The sequence below is a fragment of the Pseudomonas sp. FW300-N2F2 genome, from assembly GCF_017351655.1.
In the GTDB taxonomy this organism is placed as follows: domain Bacteria; phylum Pseudomonadota; class Gammaproteobacteria; order Pseudomonadales; family Pseudomonadaceae; genus Aquipseudomonas; species Aquipseudomonas fluorescens_AA.
In genome coordinates this window covers 1-24,800 of sequence record NZ_JACNDQ010000001.1, presented here as the reverse complement: position 1 = coordinate 24,800, position 24,800 = coordinate 1, and the positions used below count along the sequence as shown (strand labels likewise).

24 protein-coding genes and 4 tRNA genes are annotated in these 24,800 nt (G+C 56.0%); all 28 read right to left on the bottom strand.

What is annotated here, in order from left to right; genetic code table 11:
* Window positions 1–11: 11 nt before the first annotated feature.
* The 28 genes from rpsC to birA all read right to left on the bottom strand — a co-directional run bounded on the left by rpsC (window position 12) and on the right by birA (window position 24,697).
* A complete protein-coding gene (gene rpsC, locus J4E63_RS00140; protein WP_003176422.1) occupies window positions 12–698 on the bottom strand; it encodes a 30S ribosomal protein S3 in 687 nt (228 codons plus the stop codon).
* 13 nt (window positions 699–711) lie between these two features.
* Window positions 712–1,044 carry a 50S ribosomal protein L22 gene (gene rplV, locus J4E63_RS00135; RefSeq protein WP_003103908.1) on the bottom strand — a complete coding sequence of 111 codons (333 nt, stop codon included), beginning with the start codon at window positions 1,042–1,044 and terminating at the stop codon, window positions 712–714.
* A gap of 11 nt (window positions 1,045–1,055) precedes the next feature.
* Window positions 1,056–1,331 (bottom strand): 30S ribosomal protein S19, encoded by a 276-nt coding sequence (gene rpsS / locus J4E63_RS00130; protein ID WP_002555486.1) that lies wholly within the window; start codon window positions 1,329–1,331, stop codon window positions 1,056–1,058.
* Between the two features lie 16 nt (window positions 1,332–1,347).
* Window positions 1,348–2,172, bottom strand: coding sequence for a 50S ribosomal protein L2 (gene rplB / locus J4E63_RS00125; protein ID WP_003186055.1), 825 nt, complete (start codon window positions 2,170–2,172; stop codon window positions 1,348–1,350).
* A gap of 14 nt (window positions 2,173–2,186) precedes the next feature.
* On the bottom strand, window positions 2,187–2,486 hold the full coding sequence (gene rplW / locus J4E63_RS00120) for a 50S ribosomal protein L23 (protein ID WP_002555488.1): 300 nt from the start codon (window positions 2,484–2,486) through the stop codon (window positions 2,187–2,189).
* On the bottom strand, window positions 2,483–3,085 hold the full coding sequence (gene rplD / locus J4E63_RS00115; protein ID WP_003186057.1) for a 50S ribosomal protein L4: 603 nt from the start codon (window positions 3,083–3,085) through the stop codon (window positions 2,483–2,485). Before rplD ends, rplW begins: the two co-directional genes overlap by 4 nt.
* 12 nt (window positions 3,086–3,097) lie before the next feature.
* A complete protein-coding gene (gene rplC / locus J4E63_RS00110) occupies window positions 3,098–3,733 on the bottom strand; it encodes a 50S ribosomal protein L3 (protein WP_003186059.1) in 636 nt (211 codons plus the stop codon).
* Between the two features lie 80 nt (window positions 3,734–3,813).
* Window positions 3,814–4,125 carry a 30S ribosomal protein S10 gene (gene rpsJ, locus J4E63_RS00105; protein ID WP_003186070.1) on the bottom strand — a complete coding sequence of 104 codons (312 nt, stop codon included), beginning with the start codon at window positions 4,123–4,125 and terminating at the stop codon, window positions 3,814–3,816.
* 155 nt (window positions 4,126–4,280) lie between these two features.
* On the bottom strand, window positions 4,281–5,474 hold the full coding sequence (gene tuf / locus J4E63_RS00100; protein ID WP_003186103.1) for an elongation factor Tu: 1,194 nt from the start codon (window positions 5,472–5,474) through the stop codon (window positions 4,281–4,283).
* A gap of 31 nt (window positions 5,475–5,505) precedes the next feature.
* On the bottom strand, window positions 5,506–7,611 hold the full coding sequence (gene fusA / locus J4E63_RS00095) for an elongation factor G (protein ID WP_060740393.1): 2,106 nt from the start codon (window positions 7,609–7,611) through the stop codon (window positions 5,506–5,508).
* A 30-nt stretch (window positions 7,612–7,641) separates the two neighbouring features.
* Window positions 7,642–8,112 carry a 30S ribosomal protein S7 gene (rpsG, locus tag J4E63_RS00090; RefSeq protein ID WP_003186074.1) on the bottom strand — a complete coding sequence of 157 codons (471 nt, stop codon included), beginning with the start codon at window positions 8,110–8,112 and terminating at the stop codon, window positions 7,642–7,644.
* Between the two features lie 102 nt (window positions 8,113–8,214).
* Window positions 8,215–8,586, bottom strand: coding sequence for a 30S ribosomal protein S12 (gene rpsL / locus J4E63_RS00085; protein WP_003186084.1), 372 nt, complete (start codon window positions 8,584–8,586; stop codon window positions 8,215–8,217).
* A gap of 216 nt (window positions 8,587–8,802) precedes the next feature.
* Window positions 8,803–13,002 carry a DNA-directed RNA polymerase subunit beta' gene (rpoC, locus tag J4E63_RS00080; RefSeq protein ID WP_047230482.1) on the bottom strand — a complete coding sequence of 1,400 codons (4,200 nt, stop codon included), beginning with the start codon at window positions 13,000–13,002 and terminating at the stop codon, window positions 8,803–8,805.
* A gap of 64 nt (window positions 13,003–13,066) precedes the next feature.
* Window positions 13,067–17,140 (bottom strand): DNA-directed RNA polymerase subunit beta, encoded by a 4,074-nt coding sequence (rpoB, locus tag J4E63_RS00075; protein WP_060740392.1) that lies wholly within the window; start codon window positions 17,138–17,140, stop codon window positions 13,067–13,069.
* Between the two features lie 220 nt (window positions 17,141–17,360).
* Entirely contained in the window at window positions 17,361–17,726 is a 366-nt protein-coding gene (rplL, locus tag J4E63_RS00070; protein ID WP_027617682.1) for a 50S ribosomal protein L7/L12, read from the bottom strand.
* A gap of 78 nt (window positions 17,727–17,804) precedes the next feature.
* On the bottom strand, window positions 17,805–18,305 hold the full coding sequence (gene rplJ, locus J4E63_RS00065) for a 50S ribosomal protein L10 (protein ID WP_060740391.1): 501 nt from the start codon (window positions 18,303–18,305) through the stop codon (window positions 17,805–17,807).
* Between the two features lie 198 nt (window positions 18,306–18,503).
* Window positions 18,504–19,199 carry a 50S ribosomal protein L1 gene (gene rplA / locus J4E63_RS00060; RefSeq protein WP_003186095.1) on the bottom strand — a complete coding sequence of 232 codons (696 nt, stop codon included), beginning with the start codon at window positions 19,197–19,199 and terminating at the stop codon, window positions 18,504–18,506.
* Window positions 19,199–19,630: a 50S ribosomal protein L11 gene (gene rplK / locus J4E63_RS00055; RefSeq protein WP_003176435.1), complete on the bottom strand. Its 432-nt coding sequence runs from the start codon at window positions 19,628–19,630 to the stop codon at window positions 19,199–19,201. The genes rplA and rplK overlap by 1 nt, the downstream gene beginning before the upstream one ends.
* A 117-nt stretch (window positions 19,631–19,747) precedes the next feature.
* Window positions 19,748–20,281, bottom strand: coding sequence for a transcription termination/antitermination protein NusG (gene nusG, locus J4E63_RS00050; protein WP_003186097.1), 534 nt, complete (start codon window positions 20,279–20,281; stop codon window positions 19,748–19,750).
* A gap of 9 nt (window positions 20,282–20,290) precedes the next feature.
* A complete protein-coding gene (gene secE / locus J4E63_RS00045; protein ID WP_003206102.1) occupies window positions 20,291–20,659 on the bottom strand; it encodes a preprotein translocase subunit SecE in 369 nt (122 codons plus the stop codon).
* Between the two features lie 45 nt (window positions 20,660–20,704).
* Window positions 20,705–20,780, bottom strand: a tRNA-Trp gene (locus J4E63_RS00040).
* A gap of 53 nt (window positions 20,781–20,833) precedes the next feature.
* Complete coding sequence (gene tuf, locus J4E63_RS00035) at window positions 20,834–22,027, bottom strand: elongation factor Tu (protein ID WP_003186103.1); 1,194 nt, start codon at window positions 22,025–22,027, stop codon at window positions 20,834–20,836.
* Between the two features lie 84 nt (window positions 22,028–22,111).
* Window positions 22,112–22,187: transfer RNA gene (locus J4E63_RS00030), tRNA-Thr, on the bottom strand.
* Between the two features lie 26 nt (window positions 22,188–22,213).
* Window positions 22,214–22,287: transfer RNA gene (locus J4E63_RS00025), tRNA-Gly, on the bottom strand.
* Window positions 22,288–22,311: 24 nt separating this feature from the next.
* A tRNA-Tyr gene (locus J4E63_RS00020) sits at window positions 22,312–22,396 on the bottom strand.
* A gap of 142 nt (window positions 22,397–22,538) precedes the next feature.
* Complete coding sequence (locus J4E63_RS00015) at window positions 22,539–22,994, bottom strand: hypothetical protein (protein WP_207280605.1); 456 nt, start codon at window positions 22,992–22,994, stop codon at window positions 22,539–22,541.
* A 7-nt stretch (window positions 22,995–23,001) separates the two neighbouring features.
* Window positions 23,002–23,751, bottom strand: coding sequence for a pantothenate kinase (locus J4E63_RS00010; RefSeq protein WP_207280603.1), 750 nt, complete (start codon window positions 23,749–23,751; stop codon window positions 23,002–23,004).
* Entirely contained in the window at window positions 23,741–24,697 is a 957-nt protein-coding gene (birA, locus tag J4E63_RS00005; protein WP_207282429.1) for a bifunctional biotin--[acetyl-CoA-carboxylase] ligase/biotin operon repressor BirA, read from the bottom strand. The genes J4E63_RS00010 and birA overlap by 11 nt, the downstream gene beginning before the upstream one ends.
* Window positions 24,698–24,800: the final 103 nt, after the last annotated feature.

The window sequence follows — 24,800 nt, the reverse complement described above, 5'->3', positions numbered from 1 at the left end:
TGGCGTACCCCTTACTTAGCAGCTTTTTTACGAGGCGCTGGTGCTTGTGGCTTCAGTTCTTCTTGGCGACCACCAATTACTTCGCCTTTGAAGATCCAAACCTTTACACCGATCACACCGTAGGTGGTGTGAGCTTCGTAGTTGGCATAGTCGATGTCGGCACGCAGGGTGTGCAGTGGCACACGACCTTCGCGATACCATTCAGTACGTGCGATTTCAGCACCGCCGAGACGACCGCTCACTTGGATTTTGATGCCTTTGGCACCAATGCGCATGGCGTTCTGTACAGCGCGCTTCATAGCGCGACGGAACATTACGCGACGCTCCAGCTGCTGAGCTACGCTCTGCGCAACCAGCATACCGTCGAGCTCCGGCTTGCGGATCTCTTCGATATTGATGTGCACAGGCACACCCATTTGCTTGGTCAGGTCCTGACGCAGTTTCTCAACATCTTCACCTTTCTTCCCGATAACGATACCTGGACGAGCGGTGTGGATGGTGATACGTGCAGTCTGCGCCGGACGATGGATATCGATACGGCTTACGGACGCGCTTTTTAGTTTGTCTTGGAGATACTCACGCACCTTCAGATCAGCGAACAAGTAGTCCGCATAAGTCCGACCGTCTGCGTACCAGACGGAGGTGTGCTCCTTGACGATTCCCAGGCGAATGCCAATGGGATGTACTTTCTGACCCATCTCTTCGACTCCGTTACTTGTCAGCAACCTTGACAGTGATATGGCAAGACCGCTTGACGATGCGATCAGCACGGCCTTTGGCACGTGGCATGATGCGCTTCAGCGAACGCCCTTCGTTGACGAAAACGGTGCTGACCTTCAGGTCATCAACGTCTGCGCCTTCGTTATGCTCGGCGTTGGCTACGGCCGACTCCAGCACTTTCTTCATGATCTCGGCGGCTTTCTTACTGCTGAAAGCCAACAGGTTGAGCGCTTCGCCCACCTTCTTCCCGCGGATCTGGTCGGCGACCAAGCGGGCTTTCTGGGCGGAGATTCGAGCGCCCGACAACTTAGCGGCTACTTCCATTTCCTTACCCCTTAACGCTTGGCTTTCTTGTCAGCCACGTGCCCACGGTATGTGCGGGTACCGGCGAACTCGCCCAGTTTGTGGCCGACCATGTCTTCGTTCACGAGAACTGGGACGTGTTGGCGACCGTTGTGTACTGCGATGGTCAGACCGACCATTTGTGGCAGGATCATCGAACGACGCGACCAGGTCTTAACTGGTTTGCGATCGTTCTTTTCCGCCGCCACTTCGATCTTCTTCAGTAGGTGAAGATCAATAAAAGGACCTTTTTTCAGAGAACGTGGCACTGTCGTATCCCTCTATTTACTTGCGACGACGGACGATCATTTTGTCGGTACGCTTATTACCACGAGTCTTCGCGCCCTTAGTCGGGAAGCCCCATGGCGATACCGGATGACGACCACCAGAGGTACGACCTTCACCACCACCATGTGGGTGGTCAACCGGGTTCATGGCAACACCACGAACGGTTGGGCGAACGCCACGCCAGCGCTTGGCACCAGCTTTACCCAACGAACGCAGGCTGTGCTCGGAGTTCGAGACTTCGCCCAGGGTCGCACGGCATTCAGCCAGTACTTTACGCATCTCACCAGAACGCAGACGCAGGGTCACGTAGACACCTTCACGAGCGATCAGCTGAGCCGAAGCACCAGCGGAACGAGCGATCTGTGCGCCTTTACCTGGCTTCAATTCGATGCCGTGTACGGTGCTACCAACTGGAATGTTACGCAGTTGCAGAGCGTTGCCCGGCTTGATCGGTGCCAGGGCACCTGCGATCAGCTGGTCGCCAGCACTCACGCCTTTAGGGGCGATGATGTAGCGACGCTCGCCATCTGCGTACAGCAGCAGAGCGATGTGAGCAGTACGGTTTGGATCGTATTCGATACGCTCGACGGTGGCAGCGATGCCATCCTTGTCGTTGCGACGGAAGTCGACCAGACGATAATGCTGCTTATGACCACCACCGATGTGACGAGTGGTAATACGGCCATTGTTGTTACGACCACCAGACTTCGATTTTTTCTCGAGCAGCGGTGCGTGAGGAGCGCCTTTATGCAGCTCCTGGTTGACCACCTTGACCACAAAACGGCGGCCAGGGGAAGTCGGTTTGCATTTAACGATTGCCATGATGCACCCCTTCCTTACTCAGCACTGCTGCTGAAATCGAGATCTTGGCCTGGCTGAAGGGAGATAACTGCCTTCTTCCAGTCATTACGCTTGCCCAGACCGCGAGCAGTGCGCTTGCTTTTACCCAGAACGTTCAGGGTAGTCACGCGCTCTACTTTCACGCTGAACAGGCTTTCGACGGCCTTCTTGATTTCCAGCTTGGTTGCGTCGGTAGCAACCTTGAAAACGAACTGGCCTTTCTTGTCTGCCAGAACCGTAGCCTTCTCGGAAACGTGCGGGCCAAGCAGAACTTTAAATACGCGTTCCTGGTTCATCCCAGCAGCTCCTCGAATTTCTTCACGGCCGACACGGTGATCAACACCTTGTCGTATGCGATCAGACTGACCGGATCGGAACCCTGCACGTCACGAACGTCGACGTGTGGCAGGTTGCGAGCAGCCAGGTACAGGTTCTGATCAACAGCGTCAGACACGATCAGGACGTCAGTCAGGCCCATGCCGTTCAGCTTGTTCAGCAGATCTTTGGTTTTCGGTGCTTCAACAGCGAAGTCCTGAACCACGACCAGACGATCAGTACGCACCAGCTCAGCAAGGATGGAACGCATTGCTGCGCGATACATCTTCTTGTTCAGCTTCTGGGAGTGATCCTGAGGACGAGCTGCGAAAGTGGTACCGCCGCCACGCCAGATTGGGCTACGGATAGTACCGGCACGAGCACGGCCAGTACCTTTCTGACGCCATGGGCGCTTGCCGCCACCGGAAACGTCGGAACGGGTCTTTTGCTGCTTGCTACCTTGACGGCCGCCAGCCATGTAGGCCACGACTGCTTGGTGAACCAGCGTCTCGTTGAATTCGCCGCCAAATGTCAGTTCGGAAACTTCGATCGCTTGAGCGTCATTTACATTTAATTGCATGTCAGCTTCCCCTTAACCGCGAGCCTTGGCTGCTGGACGTACAACCAAGTTGCCGCCAGTAGCGCCAGGAACAGCGCCCTTGACCAACAACAGATTGCGTTCAGCGTCCACGCGCACTACTTCGAGGGACTGCACGGTCACGCGCTCAGCGCCCATATGACCGGACATTTTTTTGCCCTTGAATACACGACCAGGAGTCTGGCACTGGCCGATAGAGCCTGGAACGCGGTGGGATACGGAGTTACCGTGGGTGTTATCTTGCCCGCGGAAGTTCCAACGCTTGATCGTACCCTGGAAGCCTTTACCCTTGGACTGACCGGTTACATCAACCAGTTGGCCAGCGGCGAAGATTTCAGCGTTGATCAGATCGCCGGCCTGGTACTCGCCTTCTTCAAGGCGGAATTCCATTACGGTACGACCAGCGGCAACGTTCGCCTTGGCGAAGTGGCCAGCCTGAGCTGCTGTTACACGCGAAGCACGACGCTCGCCGACAGTGACTTGCACTGCACGATAGCCATCGGTCTCTTCAGTTTTGAACTGGGTGACGCGATTCGGCTCGATCTCAATGACCGTGACCGGAATGGAGACACCTTCTTCGGTGAAAATACGGGTCATACCGCATTTACGACCGACTACACCAATAGTCATGTTGTAAACCTCATGAGTGTACGGGGCTTTCACCCGCTATGGCCGCCCATTTCAGAGCGTTACACGACTAAGACCGAGTCTTAGCCGAGGCTGATCTGCACTTCCACACCGGCCGCAAGATCGAGCTTCATAAGAGCATCAACGGTTTTATCCGTTGGCTGGACGATGTCCAGAACGCGCTTATGAGTACGGATCTCGTACTGGTCACGCGCGTCTTTATTGACGTGCGGGGAGACCAGAACGGTGAACCGCTCTTTACGGGTAGGCAGTGGAATTGGACCACGCACTTGAGCACCAGTACGTTTCGCGGTTTCCACGATTTCCTGGGTGGATTGGTCGATCAGGCGATGGTCAAAAGCCTTCAACCTGATACGGATTTGCTGATTTTGCATTGGATTTCAGACTCCGGCTGCTATTCCCACCGGGCGCAATACGCCCGTTAAAAGGAGGCGCAATTCTATAGACGCCCCTGATAGGTGTCAACCCAATAAAAAAGCCCCCGCTAAGCGGGGGCTTTTCAACTCATCAAGCTGACTCTAAAAGAGACTTACTCGATGACTTTGGCTACGACGCCAGCGCCGACGGTACGACCGCCTTCACGGATAGCGAAACGCAGGCCGTCTTCCATCGCGATGGTCTTGATCAGGGTAACAGTCATCTGAATGTTGTCACCTGGCATTACCATTTCAACGCCTTCTGGCAGCTCGCAGTTACCGGTCACGTCAGTTGTACGGAAGTAGAACTGTGGACGGTAGCCTTTGAAGAACGGAGTGTGACGACCGCCTTCTTCCTTGCTCAGAACGTAGACTTCTGCGGTGAACTTGGTGTGCGGCTTGACGGTGCCTGGCTTGACCAGAACCTGGCCACGCTCAACGTCGTCACGCTTGGTGCCGCGCAGCAGTACGCCGCAGTTCTCGCCAGCACGACCTTCGTCGAGCAGCTTGCGGAACATTTCAACGCCGGTGCAGGTAGTTTTCTGAGTGTCGCGCAGACCGACGATCTCAACTTCTTCCTGGATACGGACGATGCCACGCTCAACACGACCAGTCACAACAGTACCGCGACCGGAGATCGAGAATACGTCTTCGATTGGCATCAGGAACGGCTTGTCGATAGCACGCTCTGGCTCTGGGATGTAGCTGTCCAGAGTTTCCACCAGCTTCTTGACGGCAGTGGTGCCCATTTCGTTGTCGTCTTGGCCGTTCAGAGCCATCAGAGCCGAACCGATGATGATTGGAGTGTCATCACCTGGGAAGTCGTAAGTGCTCAGCAGGTCGCGCACTTCCATCTCAACCAGTTCCAGCAGCTCAGCGTCGTCAACCATGTCAGCCTTGTTCAGGAAGACAACGATGTACGGAACGCCTACCTGACGGGACAGCAGGATGTGCTCACGGGTTTGTGGCATCGGACCATCAGCGGCCGAGCAAACCAGGATCGCGCCGTCCATCTGGGCAGCACCGGTGATCATGTTTTTTACGTAGTCGGCGTGACCTGGGCAGTCAACGTGTGCGTAGTGACGCACGGCCGAATCGTATTCAACGTGAGCGGTGTTGATGGTGATACCGCGAGCTTTCTCTTCCGGGGCGCTGTCGATCTTGTCGAAGTCAACCTTGGCCGAACCGAAAACTTCGGAGCAGACACGGGTCAGAGCAGCGGTCAGCGTGGTTTTACCGTGGTCAACGTGACCGATGGTGCCAACGTTGACGTGCGGTTTGTTCCGTTCAAATTTTTCTTTAGCCACGACAATTAACTCCTAGCTTAAAGGGGCTGAATCAGCCTTGCTTTTTGGTAACAGTCTCGACGATATGCGACGGAGCTGTATTGTATTTTTTGAATTCCATAGAGTAGCTTGCGCGCCCCTGAGACATGGAACGAACGTCGGTTGCGTAACCGAACATCTCGCCCAACGGCACCTCGGCACGAATCACTTTGCCGGAAACCGTATCTTCCATACCCAGAATCATGCCACGACGACGGTTAAGGTCGCCCATGACATCACCCATGTAGTCTTCAGGCGTAACGACTTCCACCGCCATGATCGGCTCAAGCAACTCACCGCCACCCTTCTGGGCCAGCTGCTTGGTTGCCATGGAGGCAGCCACCTTAAACGCCATCTCGTTGGAGTCGACGTCATGGTAAGAACCATCGAACACAGTCGCCTTCAGGCCGATCAGCGGATAGCCGGCGACAACGCCGTTCTTCATCTGCTCTTCGATACCCTTCTGGATCGCCGGGATGTATTCCTTAGGAACCACACCACCTACGACTTCGTTCAGGAATTGCAGACCTTCCTGACCTTCGTCAGCCGGTGCAAAACGGATCCAGCAGTGACCGAACTGGCCACGACCGCCGGATTGGCGAACGAACTTGCCTTCGATTTCACAGCTCTTCGTGATGCGCTCACGATAGGAAACCTGAGGCTTACCGATGTTGGCTTCGACGTTGAACTCACGGCGCATCCGGTCAACCAGGATGTCCAGGTGCAACTCACCCATGCCGGAGATGATCGTTTGACCAGTCTCTTCATCGGTCTTGACGCGGAAAGACGGGTCTTCCTGAGCAAGCTTGCCCAGAGCGATACCCATTTTTTCCTGGTCGTCCTTGGTCTTAGGCTCAACGGCAACCGAAATAACCGGCTCCGGGAAGTCCATGCGAACCAGGATGATTGGCTTGTCAGCGTTGCACAAAGTTTCACCGGTGGTGACGTCCTTCATGCCGATCAAGGCCGCGATGTCGCCAGCGCGTACTTCCTTGATTTCTTCACGGGCGTTTGCGTGCATCTGCACCATACGACCCACACGCTCTTTCTTGCCTTTTACCGAGTTGATCACGCCGTCGCCGGAGGCCAACACGCCCGAGTAAACTCGAACAAAGGTCAAGGTACCCACGAATGGGTCGGTAGCGATCTTGAACGCCAAGGCCGCGAACGGCTCGTCGTCACTTGCGTGACGCTCCATTTCCTCTTCCTCGTTATCCGGGTTGGAACCCTTGATAGCAGGAATGTCGGTTGGAGCAGGCAGGAAGTCGATAACGGCGTCGAGAACCAGGGGAACACCCTTGTTCTTGAAGGAAGAACCGCAAACAGCCAGAACGATCTCACCAGCGATAGTACGCTGACGCAGAGCGGCCTTGATTTCCTCGTTGGTGAGCTCTTCACCTTCGAGGTACTTGTTCATCAGCTCTTCGCTGGCTTCGGCCGCAGCCTCAACCATGTTGCTGCGCCATTGCTCGGCTTCTTCCAACAGTTCGGCAGGAATGTCCTTGCGAACAGGGACCATACCCTTGTCGGAATCGTTCCAGTAGACAGCTTGCATGTTGATCAGATCGATCTGACCCTGGAAGTTGTCTTCGGAACCGATAGCCAGCTGGATCGGCACCGGAGTGTGACCCAGACGCTGCTTGATCTGAGCGATCACGCGCAGGAAGTTGGCACCAGCACGGTCCATCTTGTTTACGTAAACAAGACGTGGAACGCCGTATTTGTTGGCCTGACGCCATACGGTTTCCGACTGAGGCTCAACACCCGAAGTACCACAGAACACAACGACAGCGCCGTCGAGTACGCGCAGGGAACGCTCAACTTCGATGGTGAAGTCTACGTGGCCCGGGGTATCGATAACGTTGAAGCGGTGCTCGTGCGGGTACTGCTTCTCGGAACCTTTCCAGAAGGCAGTGATAGCAGCAGAAGTAATGGTAATACCACGCTCCTGCTCCTGCACCATCCAGTCTGTGGTCGCGGCGCCGTCATGCACCTCGCCCATTTTGTGACTCTTGCCGGTGTAAAAAAGGACGCGCTCGGTGGTGGTGGTTTTACCAGCATCCACGTGAGCAACGATACCGATGTTACGGTAGCGGTTAATCGGTGTAGTACGAGCCATAAAGCCCTCGCAAATTGAGTGACGCTAAAATTAGAAGCGGTAGTGCGAGAAAGCCTTGTTGGCCTCAGCCATACGGTGCACGTCTTCACGCTTCTTAACTGCAGCACCTTTACCTTCAGCAGCGTCCAACAGTTCACCAGCCAAACGCAGAGCCATGGACTTCTCGCCGCGCTTGCGGGCGAAGTCTACCAGCCAGCGCATTGCCAGGGCGTTACGACGGGACGGACGAACTTCGACCGGAACCTGGTAAGTAGCACCGCCTACACGGCGCGACTTCACTTCGACCAGCGGAGCGATGGCGTCGAGAGCTTTCTCGAAGATTTCCAGGGGATCGCTGTTCTTGCGTTCCTTAACTTTGTCCAGTGCGCCATAAACGATACGCTCGGCAACGGCTTTCTTGCCGCTTTCCATTACGTGGTTCATGAACTTGGCGAGAATCTGGCTTCCGTATTTCGGATCGTCCAGAATCTCACGTTTGGCTGCTACGCGACGTCTTGGCATTGATAAGCCCTCAAACGGTCTTCAGGTTAGCCCGGGACAGCGGATGCGTGCCCGACCTTACTCTTATCGACTCAATAAAATTAAAAACTGCTAAACGGCCGATTATTTCGGACGCTTGGTACCGTACTTCGAACGACCTTGGTTACGACCTTTAACGCCGGAAGTATCCAAAGAGCCGCGAACGGTGTGGTAACGAACACCTGGCAAGTCTTTTACACGACCGCCGCGGATCAGGACCACGCTGTGTTCTTGCAGGTTGTGGCCTTCACCGCCGATGTACGAGGAAACCTCGAAACCGTTGGTCAGACGCACACGGCATACTTTACGCAGTGCCGAGTTAGGTTTTTTCGGCGTGGTGGTATACACACGGGTGCATACGCCACGACGTTGCGGGCAGTTCTGCAGCGCAGGCACGTCGGATTTCTCGACGATACGCTTACGCGGCTGACGTACCAGCTGGTTGATAGTTGCCATCTACTAGCTCCACTGTTGTCTTGCGACGCTATTGTCTTACAAGAAAAGCAAAATGGCAGGAACGAATTCCCGCCAAATTTAGGGGATCAAGAGTCTAAAGAGGATCTTGTCCCCAGTCAAGGCAAGGCCCCGACCTCCCCGCCCGCCGGATCTCGACAATTTGTCTCGATCCGCCGAACGGGGCGACCAGGGCCTGGCACTCAATTACCGCAGAACTCAGTTACCACTCGAGTTCAGTGCTTCGGTCAGTGCAGCTTCCACTTCACTGGCGCTTACGCGCAACGGCTTGTCGGCATCACGGCGACGCTTGCGCTCGCTGTGATAGGCCAAACCGGTACCGGCCGGGATCAGACGACCCACGACCACGTTTTCTTTCAGGCCGCGCAGGTAATCGCGCTTGCCGGTTACCGCCGCTTCGGTCAGTACACGGGTGGTTTCCTGGAAGGAAGCCGCCGAGATGAACGATTCGGTGGACAACGATGCCTTGGTGATACCCAGCAGCACGCGAGTGAACTTGGAGACAAACTTGTCTTCGGTCGCCAGGCGCTCGTTTTCCACCAGTACGTGAGTCAGTTCCATCTGGTCGCCCTTGATGAAACTCGAGTCGCCGGATTCAGCGATCTCGACCTTACGCAGCATCTGACGCAGGATGGTCTCGATGTGCTTGTCGTTGATCTTCACGCCTTGCAGACGGTAAACGTCCTGGATCTCGTTCACGATGTACTTGGCCAGCGCACTCACACCCAGCAGACGCAGGATGTCGTGTGGATCGCTCGGGCCGTCCGAGATAACTTCGCCGCGGTTTACCTGTTCGCCTTCGAAGACGTTCAGGTGACGCCACTTCGGAATCAGCTCTTCGTACGGATCGCTACCGTCGTTCGGTGTAATGACCAGGCGGCGCTTGCCCTTGGTCTCTTTACCGAACGCGATGGTGCCGCTGACTTCAGCCAGAATCGAGGCTTCTTTCGGACGACGGGCTTCGAACAAGTCGGCAACACGCGGCAGACCACCGGTGATGTCGCGGGTTTTCGAAGTTTCCTGCGGGATACGGGCGATAACATCACCGATCGCGATCCGCGCACCGTCCGCTACACCGACCAGGGCGTTGGCTGGCAGGAAGTACTGAGCGATTACGTCAGTGCCTGGCAGCAACAGATCCTTGCCGTTGTCGTCGACCATCTTCACGGCCGGACGGATGTCCTTGCCGGCAGCTGGACGATCTTTCGCGTCGAGTACTTCAATGTTGGTCATACCGGTCAATTCGTCGGTCTGACGCTTGATCGTGATGCCTTCTTCCATGCCCACGTAGGTCACGGTACCTTTCATCTCGGTCACGATCGGGTGGGTGTGCGGGTCCCACTTGGCCACGATGGCGCCAGCGTCGACCTTGTCACCTTCCTTGACCGAAATCACAGCACCGTAAGGCAGCTTGTAGCGCTCGCGCTCGCGACCGAAGTCGTCAGCGATGGCCAGCTCACCGGAACGGGATACAGCCACCAGGTGACCGTCCACGCGCTCTACGTGCTTGAGGTTGTGCAGACGGACAGTACCGCCATTCTTCACCTGGACGCTGTCGGCAGCGGAGGTCCGGCTTGCCGCACCACCGATGTGGAACGTACGCATCGTCAGCTGGGTACCCGGCTCACCGATGGACTGGGCAGCGATAACGCCGACCGCTTCACCGATGTTCACCTGGTGACCACGTGCCAGGTCGCGACCGTAGCACTTGGCGCAGATGCCATAGCGGGTTTCGCAGCTGATCGGCGAACGTACGATCACTTCGTCGATGCTGTTGAGTTCGATGAACTCGACCCACTTCTCGTCGACCAGGGTGCCGGCAGGAACGATCACGTCCTCGGTACCCGGCTTGAATACGTCACGGGCGATGACACGACCCAATACGCGTTCACCCAACGGCTCTACAACGTCACCGCCTTCAATGTGCGGCGTCATGACCAGGCCATGTTCGGTGCCGCAATCGATCTCGGTCACGACCAGATCCTGGGCAACGTCTACCAGACGACGAGTCAGGTAACCGGAGTTCGCGGTTTTCAACGCGGTATCCGCAAGACCCTTACGAGCACCGTGAGTGGAGATGAAGTACTGGAGTACGCTCAAGCCTTCACGGAAGTTCGCGGTAATCGGGGTCTCGATGATGGAGCCGTCCGGCTTGGCCATCAGGCCACGCATACCGGCGAGCTGACGGATCTGCGCAGCAGAACCCCGTGCGCCCGAGTCGGCCATCATGTACATCGAGTTGAACGACTCCTGGTCGACTTCATTGCCATGACGGTCGATGACCTTCTCTTTCGAGAGGTTGGCCATCATCGCCTTGGAGACTTCGTCGTTCGCCTTGGACCAGAGGTCGATCACCTTGTTGTACTTCTCGCCCTGGGTTACCAGGCCGGAGGCGTACTGGCTTTCGATCTCTTTCACTTCTTCGGTGGCAGCACCGATGATGCGGGCTTTTTCATCCGGGATAACGAAGTCGTTAACGCCGATGGAAACGCCGGAAATGGTCGAATAGGCAAAACCGGTGTACATCAACTGGTCAGCGAAGATCACGGTCTCTTTCAGACCAACCACGCGGTAGCACTGGTTGATCAGCTTGGAGATCGCCTTCTTCTTCATCGGCAGGTTGACGACGTCGAAGGACAGGCCTTTTGGCACAACCTGGAACAACAGCGCACGGCCGACGGTGGTGTCGACGATACGGGTGTTGGTCACGCTGCCGCCATCACGGTCGTTCACGGTTTCGTTGATCCGCACCTTGACCTTGGCATGCAGTGCGGCTTCGCCGGCACGGAACACACGGTCAACTTCCTGCAGATCCGCGAACACACGACCTTCGCCCTTGGCGTTGATCGCTTCACGAGTCATGTAGTACAGACCCAATACAACGTCCTGCGACGGAACGATGATTGGCTCACCGTTGGCTGGCGACAGGATGTTGTTGGTCGACATCATCAACGCGCGCGCTTCGAGCTGGGCTTCCAGCGTCAGCGGCACGTGCACGGCCATTTGGTCGCCGTCGAAGTCGGCGTTGTACGCAGCACAGACCAGCGGGTGCAGCTGGATAGCCTTACCTTCGATCAGTACCGGTTCAAACGCCTGGATACCCAGACGGTGAAGGGTCGGTGCACGGTTGAGCAGCACTGGGTGTTCGCGAATCACTTCAGCGAGAACGTCCCAGACCTCTGGCAGCTCGCGCTCGACCATTTTCTTGGCCGCTTTGATGGTGGTAGCGAGACCACGCATTTCCAGCTTGCCGAAAATGAACGGCTTGAACAGTTCCAGGGCCATTTTCTTAGGCAGACCGCACTGGTGCAGACGCAGGGTCGGGCCTACGGTAATAACCGAACGACCGGAGTAGTCAACACGCTTACCGAGCAAGTTCTGACGGAAACGACCCTGCTTACCCTTGATCATGTCAGCCAGGGATTTCAGAGGACGCTTGTTGGAACCGGTGATAGCGCGGCCACGACGACCGTTGTCGAGCAATGCGTCGACCGCTTCCTGCAACATCCGCTTTTCGTTGCGCACGATGATGTCCGGAGCGGACAGATCGAGCAGGCGCTTCAAGCGGTTGTTACGGTTGATCACTCGACGATACAGATCGTTGAGGTCGGAAGTCGCGAAGCGACCGCCATCGAGCGGAACCAGTGGACGCAGGTCTGGCGGCAGTACCGGCAGAACGGTCAGCACCATCCACTCTGGCAGGTTGCCGGAACCCTGGAAGGCTTCCATCAACTTCAGACGCTTGGACAGCTTCTTGATCTTGGTTTCGGAGTTGGTTTGCGGAATTTCTTCGCGCAGACGGCCAATCTCGTGTTCCAGGTCGATAGCGTGCAGCAGTTCGCGGACAGCTTCGGCACCCATGCGGGCATCGAAATCGTCGCCGAACTCTTCCAGCGCTTCGAAGTACTGCTCGTCGTTGAGCAGCTGACCTTTTTCAAGGGTGGTCATGCCTGGATCGATAACGACGTAGCTCTCGAAGTAGAGAACACGTTCGATATCACGCAGGGTCATGTCCATCAGCAGGCCGATACGGGACGGCAGCGATTTCAGAAACCAGATGTGGGCAACCGGCGAGGCCAGCTCGATGTGCGCCATGCGCTCACGACGAACTTTTGCCAGCGCGACTTCAACGCCGCACTTCTCGCAGATCACACCACGGTGCTTCAAGCGCTTGTACTTACCGCACAGGCACTCGTAATCCTTTACCGGGCCAAAGATCTTGGCGCAGAACAGGCCATCACGCTCAGGTTTGAACGTACGGTAGTTGATGGTTTCCGGCTTTTTAACTTCACCGAACGACCACGAACGGATCATCTCAGGCGAGGCCAATCCAATACGGATGGCGTCGAACTCTTCGACTTGACCCTGGTTTTTCAGCAAATTCAGTAGGTCTTTCAAGGCCTTTCCTCCTGGCGGAGCAGAGAGCGGGCAAAACAGCCCCGCTCTCGATTCGCGTCACGTGTTATTCGGTTTCCAGATCGATATCGATGCCGAGGGAACGAATTTCCTTGATCAACACGTTGAAAGACTCGGGCATGCCCGGCTCCATACGGTGATCGCCGTCCACGATGTTTTTGTACATCTTGGTCCGGCCGTTCACATCGTCCGACTTCACTGTGAGCATTTCTTGCAGAGTGTATGCAGCACCGTACGCTTCCAGTGCCCAGACCTCCATCTCCCCGAAACGCTGACCACCGAACTGCGCCTTACCACCCAGCGGCTGCTGGGTAACCAGGCTGTAAGAACCGGTAGAACGAGCGTGCATCTTGTCGTCTACCAAGTGGTTCAGCTTCAGCATGTACATGTAGCCAACGGTAACCGGGCGCTCGAACTTGTTGCCGGTACGGCCGTCGAACAGCTGCATCTGGCCGCTTTCCGGCAGGTCTGCCAGTTTCAGCATGGCCTTGATTTCGCTTTCCTTGGCACCGTCGAACACCGGAGTAGCCATTGGAACGCCGCCGCGCAGGTTCTTCGCCAGGTCCAGGATTTCCTGGTCGGAGAAGGTGTCCAGCTCTTCGTTGCGTCCGCCGATTTCGTTGTAGATCTCGTGCAGGAACTTACGCAGGTCAGCGACCTTGCGCTGCTCTTCGATCATCCGGTTGATCTTCTCACCCAAGCCCTTGGCCGCGAGGCCCAGGTGGGTTTCAAGGATCTGACCAACGTTCATACGCGAAGGTACGCCCAACGGGTTGAGGACCACATCGACCGGGGTGCCATTGGCATCGTGCGGCATGTCTTCAACCGGCATGATCACGGAGACCACACCCTTGTTACCGTGACGACCGGCCATCTTGTCGCCCGGCTGGATGCGACGACGGATTGCCAGGTAAACCTTGACGATTTTCAGCACGCCTGGAGCCAGGTCATCGCCTTGCTGCAGTTTGCGCTTCTTGTCTTCGAACTTGTCGTCCAGCAGACGGCGGCGATCAACGATATAGGCCTGGGCCTTCTCGAGCTGCTCGTTCAGAGCATCTTCAGCCATGCGCAGTTTGAACCACTGGCCATGCTCAAGACCGTCGAGGACTTCGTCGGTGATTTCCTGACCTTTCTTCAGGCCGGCGCCGCCTTCGGCTTTGTGGCCGACCAGGGCGGAACGCAGACGTTCGAAAGTTGCGCCTTCGACGATACGGAACTCTTCGTTCAGGTCCTTGCGGATCTCGTCGAGCTGAGTCTTCTCGATGGACAGTGCACGAGCATCACGCTCAACGCCGTCGCGAGTGAAGACCTGTACGTCGATGACGGTACCTTTGGTGCCGGTAGGCACGCGCAGGGAGGTGTCTTTAACGTCGCTGGCTTTTTCACCGAAGATCGCACGCAGCAGTTTTTCTTCCGGAGTCAGCTGGGTCTCGCCTTTCGGAGTGACCTTGCCCACCAGGATGTCGCCTGCGCCGACTTCGGCACCTACATAAACGATACCGGCTTCGTCCAGCTTGTTCAGTGCGGCTTCACCCACGTTCGGGATGTCCGCAGTGATTTCCTCTGGGCCAAGCTTGGTGTCACGGGCCACACAGGTCAGTTCCTGGATGTGGATCGTGGTGAAGCGGTCTTCCTGAACCACACGCTCGGACAGGCAGATGGAGTCTTCGAAGTTGAAGCCGTTCCATGCCATGAACGCGATGCGCATGTTCTGACCCAACGCCAGTTCACCCATATCGGTGGACGGACCGTCGGCCATGATGTCGCTACGCTGAACCCGATCACCCTTGCTTACCAGCGGACGCTGGTTGATGCAGGTGTTCTGGTTGGAGCGGGTGTATTTGGTCAGGTTGTAGATGTCGACACCGGCTTCGCCAGTTTCAACTTCGTCATCGGCAACACGAACCACGATACGGCTGGCGTCGACGGAATCGATCACGCCACCACGACGAGCCACGACGCAAACGCCGGAGTCACGGGCAACGTTACGCTCCATGCCGGTACCCACCAGCGGCTTGTCGGCACGCAGCGTTGGTACAGCTTGACGCTGCATGTTCGAACCCATCAACGCACGGTTGGCGTCGTCGTGCTCGAGGAACGGGATCAGCGACGCTGCAACCGACACTACCTGCTTCGGCGATACGTCCATCAAGGTGACGTCTTCCGGCGCCTTGACGGTGAACTCGTTCAGGTGACGAACAGCTACCAGCTCGTCGACCAGGACCTTCTTGTCGTTCATCGTGGCCGAAGCCTGGGCGATCACGTGATCGGCTTCTTCGATGGCGGACAGGAACACGATCTCGTCGGTAACCAGGGCGTCTTTCACCACGCGGTACGGGCTTTCGAGGAAGCCGTACTGGTTGGTGCGCGCATAGGCCGCCAGGGAGTTGATCAGACCGATGTTCGGACCTTCCGGCGTTTCGATCGGGCAGACACGACCGTAGTGAGTCGGGTGTACGTCACGAACTTCGAAGCCTGCACGCTCACGGGTCAGACCGCCTGGGCCGAGTGCGGAGACACGACGCTTGTGGGTGATCTCGGACAGCGGGTTGTTCTGGTCCATGAACTGGGACAGCTGGCTCGAACCGAAGAACTCCTTCACCGCCGCAGCCACAGGCTTGGCGTTGATCAGGTCTTGCGGCATCAGGCCTTCGCTTTCAGCCATCGACAGACGTTCCTTGACCGCACGCTCTACGCGCACCAGGCCAACACGGAACTGGTTCTCGGCCATCTCGCCTACACAGCGAACACGACGGTTACCCAGGTGGTCGATGTCATCGACGATGCCTTTGCCGTTACGGATGTCGACGAGGGTCTTGAGGACCGCAACGATGTCATCCTTGTTCAGCACGCCCGAACCTTCGATCTCGGTACGACCGATACGACGGTTGAACTTCATCCGGCCGACCGCAGACAGGTCATAGCGCTCAGGGCTGAAGAACAGGTTGTTGAACAGGGTCTCGGCTGCATCTTTGGTTGGCGGCTCGCCAGGACGCATCATGCGATAGATCTCGACCAAGGCTTCCAGTTGGTTGCCAGTGGAGTCGATCTTCAGCGTGTCGGAGATGAACGGACCGCAGTCGATGTCGTTGGTGTACAGGGTTTCGATACGAACGACCTGGGCCTTGGCGATTTTCGCCAGGATCTCGGTGGTCAGCTCGGTATTGCACTCTGCAAGGATTTCGCCGGTGGCCGGATGCACGATGACCTTGGCCGTGGTGCGACCCAGGACGTAGTCGATCGGTACCTGCAGCTCTTTGATCCCGGCTTTTTCCAGCTGGTTGATGTGGCGAGCGGTGATACGACGGCCCTGCTCGACAATAACCTTGCCTTTGTCATCCTGGATATCGAGGACAGCGATTTCACCGCGCAGGCGCTGAGGCACCAGTTCCAGGCTGAGGTTTTCACCTTGCACGTGGAAGACGTTGGTGGTGTAGAACGCGTCCAGCACTTCTTCGGTGGTATAGCCGAGCGCGCGCAGCAGTACCGATGCAGGCAGCTTGCGACGACGGTCGATACGCACGAATACGCAGTCTTTCGGGTCGAACTCGAAGTCCAGCCACGAACCGCGGTAAGGAATGATGCGCGCGGAGTAAAGCAGTTTGCCGGAGCTGTGCGTCTTGCCACGGTCGTGGTCGAAGAACACGCCCGGGGAACGGTGCAGCTGGGAAACGATTACACGCTCGGTACCGTTGATTACGAAGGTACCGTTTTCAGTCATCAGGGGGATTTCACCCATGTAGACTTCTTGCTCTTTGATGTCCTTGATCGCTTTGTTCGACGATTCTTTGTCGAAAATGATCAGGCGCACTTTTACCCGCAAAGGTACGGCGTAAGTAACACCGCGCAATACGCATTCTTTGACATCAAATGCCGGTTCGCCCAGGCGATAACCGACGTACTCCAGCGCAGCATTGCCGGAGTAGCTGATGATCGGGAAAACGGATTTGAAGGCCGCATGCAGGCCCACGTCGCGGAACTGATCTTTAGTCGCTCCCGCTTGCAAGAATTCACGATACGAATCCAGCTGGATGGCCAGGAGGTACGGCACATCCATGACGTCCGGCAACTTGCTAAAGTCCTTGCGGATACGTTTTTTCTCAGTATATGAGTAAGCCATCAGCGTTCCCCAGCTTGGTCACCTGCTTGTTTGGCCCCTCCCGACGGGAGCAGCCAGAAAATCGTGCAAACCCCATGGTTTGCGCCACCACATCGGGTGGTTACAGCTCGCTATCGGCGCCGACCCAGTCGGCTGCCAATAACGGAAAAAGGCCGGTGGCAAGAGCCACCAGCCATCAGCCTGTCGCTTAACGCTCGGGCTGGAGACGCAAAGTCGATGCTTACTTCAGCTCGACTTTAGCGCCTGCTTCTTCCAGAGCGGCCTTGGCTTTGTCAGCTGCGTCTTTGGCAACAGCTTCCAGAACCATGGCAGGAGCGCCGTCAACTACAGCCTTGGCTTCTTTCAGGCCCAGACCGGTCAGTTCACGTACTGCCTTGATCACGTTTACTTTCTTCTCGCCAGCTTCGGTCAGCATGACGTTGAATTCGGTTTGCTCTTCAACAACGGCGGCAGCAGCAGCTGGACCGGCGGAAGCAGCGGCAGCAGAAACGCCGAATTTTTCTTCGAAAGCTTTGATCAGCTCAACAACCTGCAGAACCGACATTTCAGCTACGGCGTTGAGGATATCGTCTTGGGAGATAGACATTGCTGTATTTCCTGAATTGGGGGACGGCCTACGCGGCCATCGAAATAAACAAAAATACGCGAGAGAAAATGCTCAGCCTTAGGCTGCGGCAGCTTCTTTTTGCTCGCGAACTGCAGCCAGAGTACGAGCCAGCTTGCTGGTAGCGCCTTGAATCACGCTCATCAGCTGCGAAATGGCTTCGTCGCGGGTCGGCAGTGTTGCCAGTACGTCGATTTGGTTAGCTGCGAGGAACTTGCCCTCGAACGCAGCTGCCTTGATCTCGAACTTATCCTGACTCTTGGCGAATTCCTTGAACAAACGGGCAGCAGCGCCTGGATGATCCTTGGAGAACGCGATCAGAGTCGGGCCAGTGAACACGTCGTTGAGGACACTGTATTCAGTGCCAGCAACGGCGCGCTTGAGCAGGGTGTTACGTACAACACGTACGTATACGCCAGCTTCACGAGCCTCTTTACGGAGTCCGGTCATAGCGCCTACCGTCACACCGCGGGCATCAGCCACAACAGCGGACAGAGCGACTTTGGCAGCCTCGTTGACTTCAGCGACGATGGCCTTCTTGTCTTCGAGATTAATTGCCACGGGTTTAACTCCTGCTTGTTACCGTTTCATTCGGTCGAAACCGAATGTCGTTTTGGTGTCTGATTCGGTAAGGAACCGGGAGCACCATCTGCGTAGGCTTGTGGTTTAAGACTTGCGTCGCCTACGGTCTTGGACAGCCCCCGCCAGGCAGGGACCCCAATTTTTTGATTGGCGCGATTGCTCGCGCCAACCCGAGTCTTACGCGTCGAGCGAGCTCTGGTCGATGACCAGACCTGGGCCCATAGTGGTGCTCAGGGTAACGCGCTTGACGTAGATGCCTTTCGAAGAAGCAGGCTTGATACGCTTCAGATCAGCGATCAGGGCTTCAACGTTTTCCTTCAGCTTGACGGCGTCGAAGCCGATCTTGCCAACGGAAGTGTGGATGATGCCGTTTTTGTCGGTGCGATAACGAACCTGACCAGCCTTGGCGTTTTTAACCGCGGTGGCTACGTCTGGCGTTACGGTGCCGACTTTAGGGTTAGGCATCAGACCACGTGGACCGAGGATCTGACCCAACTGGCCTACAACGCGCATGGCATCCGGAGATGCGATCACTACGTCATAGTTCAGGTCGCCGCCTTTCATTTCGGCAGCCAGATCGTCCATGCCGACGCGATCAGCGCCAGCAGCCAGAGCAGCTTCAGCTGCTGGGCCCTGGGTGAAGACAGCTACACGAACGGTCTTGCCAGTGCCGTGTGGCAGCACGGTAGCGCTACGAACGACCTGGTCGGATTTACGTGGGTCAACGCCCAGGTTCACAGCAACGTCGAACGACTCGCTGAACTTGACAGTCGACAGCTCAGCCAGCAGAGCGGCGGCGTCTACAAAGTTGTAGGCCTTGCCTGCTTCGATTTTGCCGGCGATAGCCTTTTGACGCTTGGTCAGCTTAGCCATTACACACCCTCCACGTTAAGGCCCATGCTACGAGCAGAACCGGCGATAGTACGCACGGCTGCATCCATATCAGCTGCAGTCAGATCCGCGTTTTTGGTTTTCGCGATTTCTTCCAGCTGAGCACGGGTAACGGTGCCAACCTTAACGGTGTTTGGACGAGCGGAACCGCTGGTCAAACCTGCAGCCTTCTTCAGCAGAACCGAAGCTGGGGTGCTTTTTGTTTCGAAGGTGAAGCTACGGTCGCTGTAGACAGTGATGATCACTGGAGTCGGCAGACCTGGCTCAAGACCCTGAGTACGGGCGTTGAAGGCCTTGCAGAATTCCATGATGTTCACGCCGTGCTGACCCAGTGCAGGACCAACAGGTGGGCTTGGGTTAGCCTGAGCGGCCTTCACTTGCAGCTTGATGTAAGCGGTAATTTTCTTGGCCATGAGGCACTCCAATTACGGGTTCGAACGCCTCGAAAGGCTCCCCGGTTACTTGCGCGTTTATCCCAGTGACGACAAAACCCCACAGCCTTGGGCTGCGGGGTTGGGATGCCTGCTCAATCAGACCTTTTCGACCTGACTGAACTCTAGCTCTACCGGAGTAGAGCGACCGAAAATGAGCACTGCCACTTGGATCCGGCTCTTTTCGTAGTTAACTTCTTCAACCGTGCCATTGAAGTCAGCGAATGGACCGTCGGTGACACGTACAACCTCACCTGGTTCAAACAACGTCTTCGGCTTCGGCTTGTCGCTACCATCAGCGACGCGACGCAGAATCGCTTCTGCCTCTTTATCCGTGATCGGCGCAGGCTTGTCGGCAGTACCGCCGATGAAACCCATCACCCGAGGGGTATCCTTGACCAAGTGCCAAGTCCCTTCGTTCATATCCATCTGTACCAGCACGTAGCCCGGAAAGAACTTGCGTTCACTTTTGCGTTTCTGGCCATTACGCATTTCAACCACTTCTTCAGTGGGGACCAGAATCTCGCCAAAGCCGTCTTCCATGCCAGCCAGCTTTACGCGCTCTACCAGCGAGCGCATGACATGCTTCTCGTAACCCGAGTAAGCATGCACAACGTACCAACGCTTAGCCACGGGACACCCTTAGCCAACAATCAAGGAAACAAGCCAGCCGAGCAGGGAATCGAGCCCCCACAACAGCAACGCCATTACCAGAACAACAGCCACAACGATCAACGTGGTCTGCGTGGTTTCTTGGCGAGTCGGCCATACGACTTTACGAATCTCGGTGCGAGCTTCCTTAGCGAGTACAAAGAAAGACTTGCCCTTGGCCGTCTGCAAGCCTACAAAGGCAGCAACAGCAGCAATGGCGAGCAATGCAAGTACACGGTACAGGATCGGCGAAGCAGAATAATACTGATTGCCAACAACGCCAATAACCACCAAAGCGACTACCACTAGCCACTTGAGCAGATCGAAGCGAGAGCCTTGAGCTTCAGCTTTAGGAGTCATCTATGAAGATCCTGTGAAAAGAAAGCCAGACACACTGAGTGAATCTGGCAGGTCAGGAGGGAATCGAACCCCCAACCTACGGTTTTGGAGACCGTCGCTCTGCCAATTGAGCTACTGACCTAAAACAAAATCAGGCCGACCATTATGCCGGCCCGAAAAAGACATTACAACTGTTTACTCGATGACTTTAGCTACGACGCCAGCGCCGACGGTACGACCGCCTTCACGGATAGCGAAACGCAGGCCGTCTTCCATCGCGATGGTCTTGATCAGGGTAACAGTCATCTGAATGTTGTCACCTGGCATTACCATTTCAACGCCTTCTGGCAGCTCGCAGTTACCGGTCACGTCAGTTGTACGGAAGTAGAACTGTGGACGGTAGCCTTTGAAGAACGGAGTGTGACGACCGCCTTCTTCCTTGCTCAGAACGTAGACTTCTGCGGTGAACTTGGTGTGCGGCTTGACGGTGCCTGGCTTGACCAGAACCTGGCCACGCTCAACGTCGTCACGCTTGGTGCCGCGCAGCAGTACGCCGCAGTTCTCGCCAGCACGACCTTCGTCGAGCAGCTTGCGGAACATTTCAACGCCGGTGCAGGTAGTTTTCTGAGTGTCGCGCAGACCGACGATCTCAACTTCTTCCTGGATACGGACGATGCCACGCTCAACACGACCAGTCACAACAGTACCGCGACCGGAGATCGAGAATACGTCTTCGATTGGCATCAGGAACGGCTTGTCGATAGCACGCTCTGGCTCTGGGATGTAGCTGTCCAGAGTTTCCACCAGCTTCTTGACGGCAGTGGTGCCCATTTCGTTGTCGTCTTGGCCGTTCAGAGCCATCAGAGCCGAACCGATGATGATTGGAGTGTCATCACCTGGGAAGTCGTAAGTGCTCAGCAGGTCGCGCACTTCCATCTCAACCAGTTCCAGCAGCTCAGCGTCGTCAACCATGTCAGCCTTGTTCAGGAAGACAACGATGTACGGAACGCCTACCTGACGGGACAGCAGGATGTGCTCACGGGTTTGTGGCATCGGACCATCAGCGGCCGAGCAAACCAGGATCGCGCCGTCCATCTGGGCAGCACCGGTGATCATGTTTTTTACGTAGTCGGCGTGACCTGGGCAGTCAACGTGTGCGTAGTGACGCACGGCCGAATCGTATTCAACGTGAGCGGTGTTGATGGTGATACCGCGAGCTTTCTCTTCCGGGGCGCTGTCGATCTTGTCGAAGTCAACCTTGGCCGAACCGAAAACTTCGGAGCAGACACGGGTCAGAGCAGCGGTCAGCGTGGTTTTACCGTGGTCAACGTGACCAATGGTACCGACGTTGACGTGCGGCTTATTACGTTCGAACTTTTCCTTAGCCATCGAAATCACCCCTAGGAGAAGAATTTAGCGAGTCACACAAGCCATTAAAACAAAGGCAGATATTTGCATATCTGCCTTGTAATATGGAGCTCTTGAGCGGATTTGAACCGCTGACCTCACCCTTACCAAGGGTGTGCTCTACCAACTGAGCTACAAGAGCAAAACACTTTGCACAATCTGCAAACTTGGAGCGGGTAGCGGGAATCGAACCCGCATCATCAGCTTGGAAGGCTGAGGTTCTACCACTAAACTATACCCGCGGAGCTTGCAGCTCACGCTAAAAATGGTGGAGGGGGAAGGATTCGAACCTTCGAAGTCGTAGACGTCAGATTTACAGTCTGATCCCTTTGGCCGCTCGGGAACCCCTCCTAAGCGAGCCGGCATTCTATATCATGCCAGCCTTCTGTCAAGCATTTTCTCATTAAAAACCTGAGGTTAGCTGCGTTGACCTCGCTTCGTATCGCTTACCTTTAAAGGTCTTCGCTGCGAAGCGGGCGCCATTCTATGCAAACTACCCTGCGGGTGCAACCCCTTCGCATGGCATTATTTTATGTTTTAACTCATTGAATTCTTTAGAAAGGTTTTGGAGCAGCGTTTCATTCACCTTTCCCGCGCCTTCCTGAGGAACCTGAACCCAGAACCCCCCTCCCTCAGGGAGATTTTGCGCGCTCGATACCACAGAGCGACCTACGACACCCAAAGCCGCCAGGCGCTGCTCCAGTTGCCTGGCCAGCTCCGGACGAGCAAAACCACCCAGATAGACACAAGTTTTGGGCACCTCAGAAGATTTAGCCGAATCACGCCTGACAAGGGCATCCGCCGTTTCGCTCAAGAGATGGATATCCTGCTGCGACCCGCGATACAAGCTCAGCGGCGTGACATCCTTGGCGCGAAGCGGGGCCTCCTGCTGATGCCAGATGTAGTAGAAGACATTCAAAACCAGCAACAACAGGAACAGCCACCGCATAGAAACCTCAAGAAAAAGGACAGGCCATCGCCAAACCAACGAAAACCAGGTCAGGTACCACCCTGGCATCTGGAACGACCCCGGAAACCAGATTGGCATCCCCCCCAGTAAGAAACACCACGAAATCCTTTCCCCAATATTGCTCCGCCAATTCAAGCTGAGTCAGGACAAAACCCCTGAGCATCAGCATGCAACCGCGCTCGACCGCCTCGACAGTCGCACGACCTGGAGCAAGGCTCTCATGGGCTCGCTCGGCCGCTATATCGTCATAACGAATTTTCCGCGTGTGGGTACGCAATTGATTACGCATCAGAGGCATGCCAGGACAAATGAACCCTCCCAGATGCCCACCATCCGCAGCCACGAAATCGGCCGTGACGGCAGTACCAAAATCCAGCACCAGGCACGCCCCCGAAGCGAGATGAAAACCACCAAGCAGAGCCAACCATCGATCGAGGCCAAGCCGCTCGTAATCCTCGTAGCCGTTTCTCACACCCGCCATTTCCCGGGCGGGCACAGCACGAACTACCGATACCCCGAACACATCGACCAGCGAAGCGACCAATGAATCCGTCTCCGCCTGGGTCCTCACGCTAACAAGACGACACTTCTTGAGCTGGAACCTCTTCGCGTCATTCAGGCTCGCGAGCAAATCGTCGTCAGAGCCGACCACACCACCCTCGACCGGCGTTATCCCGTCAGGGCGCAGAACGCGCCATTTGATAAAGCTGTTGCCGCAGTCGAGCTCAAGAATCATCACGCAACCTCAAACTGAGCTCACCACCGCTAAAGTTTTTTTCCACACCATCCACCTTCAAACGCAGCGCACCCTGGTGATCAATGCCCAGCACAATGCCGTCAATTTTATTAACACCGGCAATCAGAGACACAGCCCGCCCCTGCCAAAGATGGTATTGCTCCCATTCCGACTGGATCGCAGCAAACCCCGATACGCGATGAAGCTCCAGATATTGCTGCAGCTTCACCCCCAATCGGGCCACCAGCTCATTTCGATCAAAATCCCTGCCCGCTTCAAGGCACATGGATGTCCATTGCTGGTCGACCTCATCAGTCGATTGCATATTCACATTGATCCCTACGCCCAGGACAACATGGCAAACGTCTGCAGGATCTCCAACCAATTCAAGCAAAATGCCGGCGATCTTTTTCTCACCCACCAAGACATCATTAGGCCATTTCAGCCCCGCCGCCGCGATCCCCATATCGCGCAAGACATGCATGACCGCAAGCCCGACAACCAAGCTCAGACCTTCGATTTGTCGCATGCCACCGCTAATGCGTAACACCAGGCTGTGGTAGAGGTTTTCGGCAAATGGGCTGACCCACTTACGGCCACGACGACCACGACCCGCTATCTGTCGCTCAGCCAAAACCATGAATGGCGCCACGCTTCCGCGCTCGATGAAACGCAGCGCCTCGGCGTTAGTGGAATCGATAGAGTCGAATATATGGACAGGCCACTCATGAAGGCCTTTTGCGCAGATCTCTGTCGCATCCAAAAGCAACAGAGGCTTAGCCAACTGATAGCCCCGACCTCGAACTTTATGAACAGACAATCCTAAATCCGCCTCCAAGTGCTGCAACTGCTTCCATACAGCACTGCGACTGATACCCAGTGCGGCACCCAGCGCTTGCCCCGAATGAAAGCGGCCATCCTTCAGAAGTTTTAGCAACGTGAGCATGCGGACTGCGCCCTGATAATGAGGCCCGCATGATAGCCATGCGCAAGACAGTTGCATAGAAACACAAAATGACTTTCCTGCGGGCAAAACAAAACCCCTACCT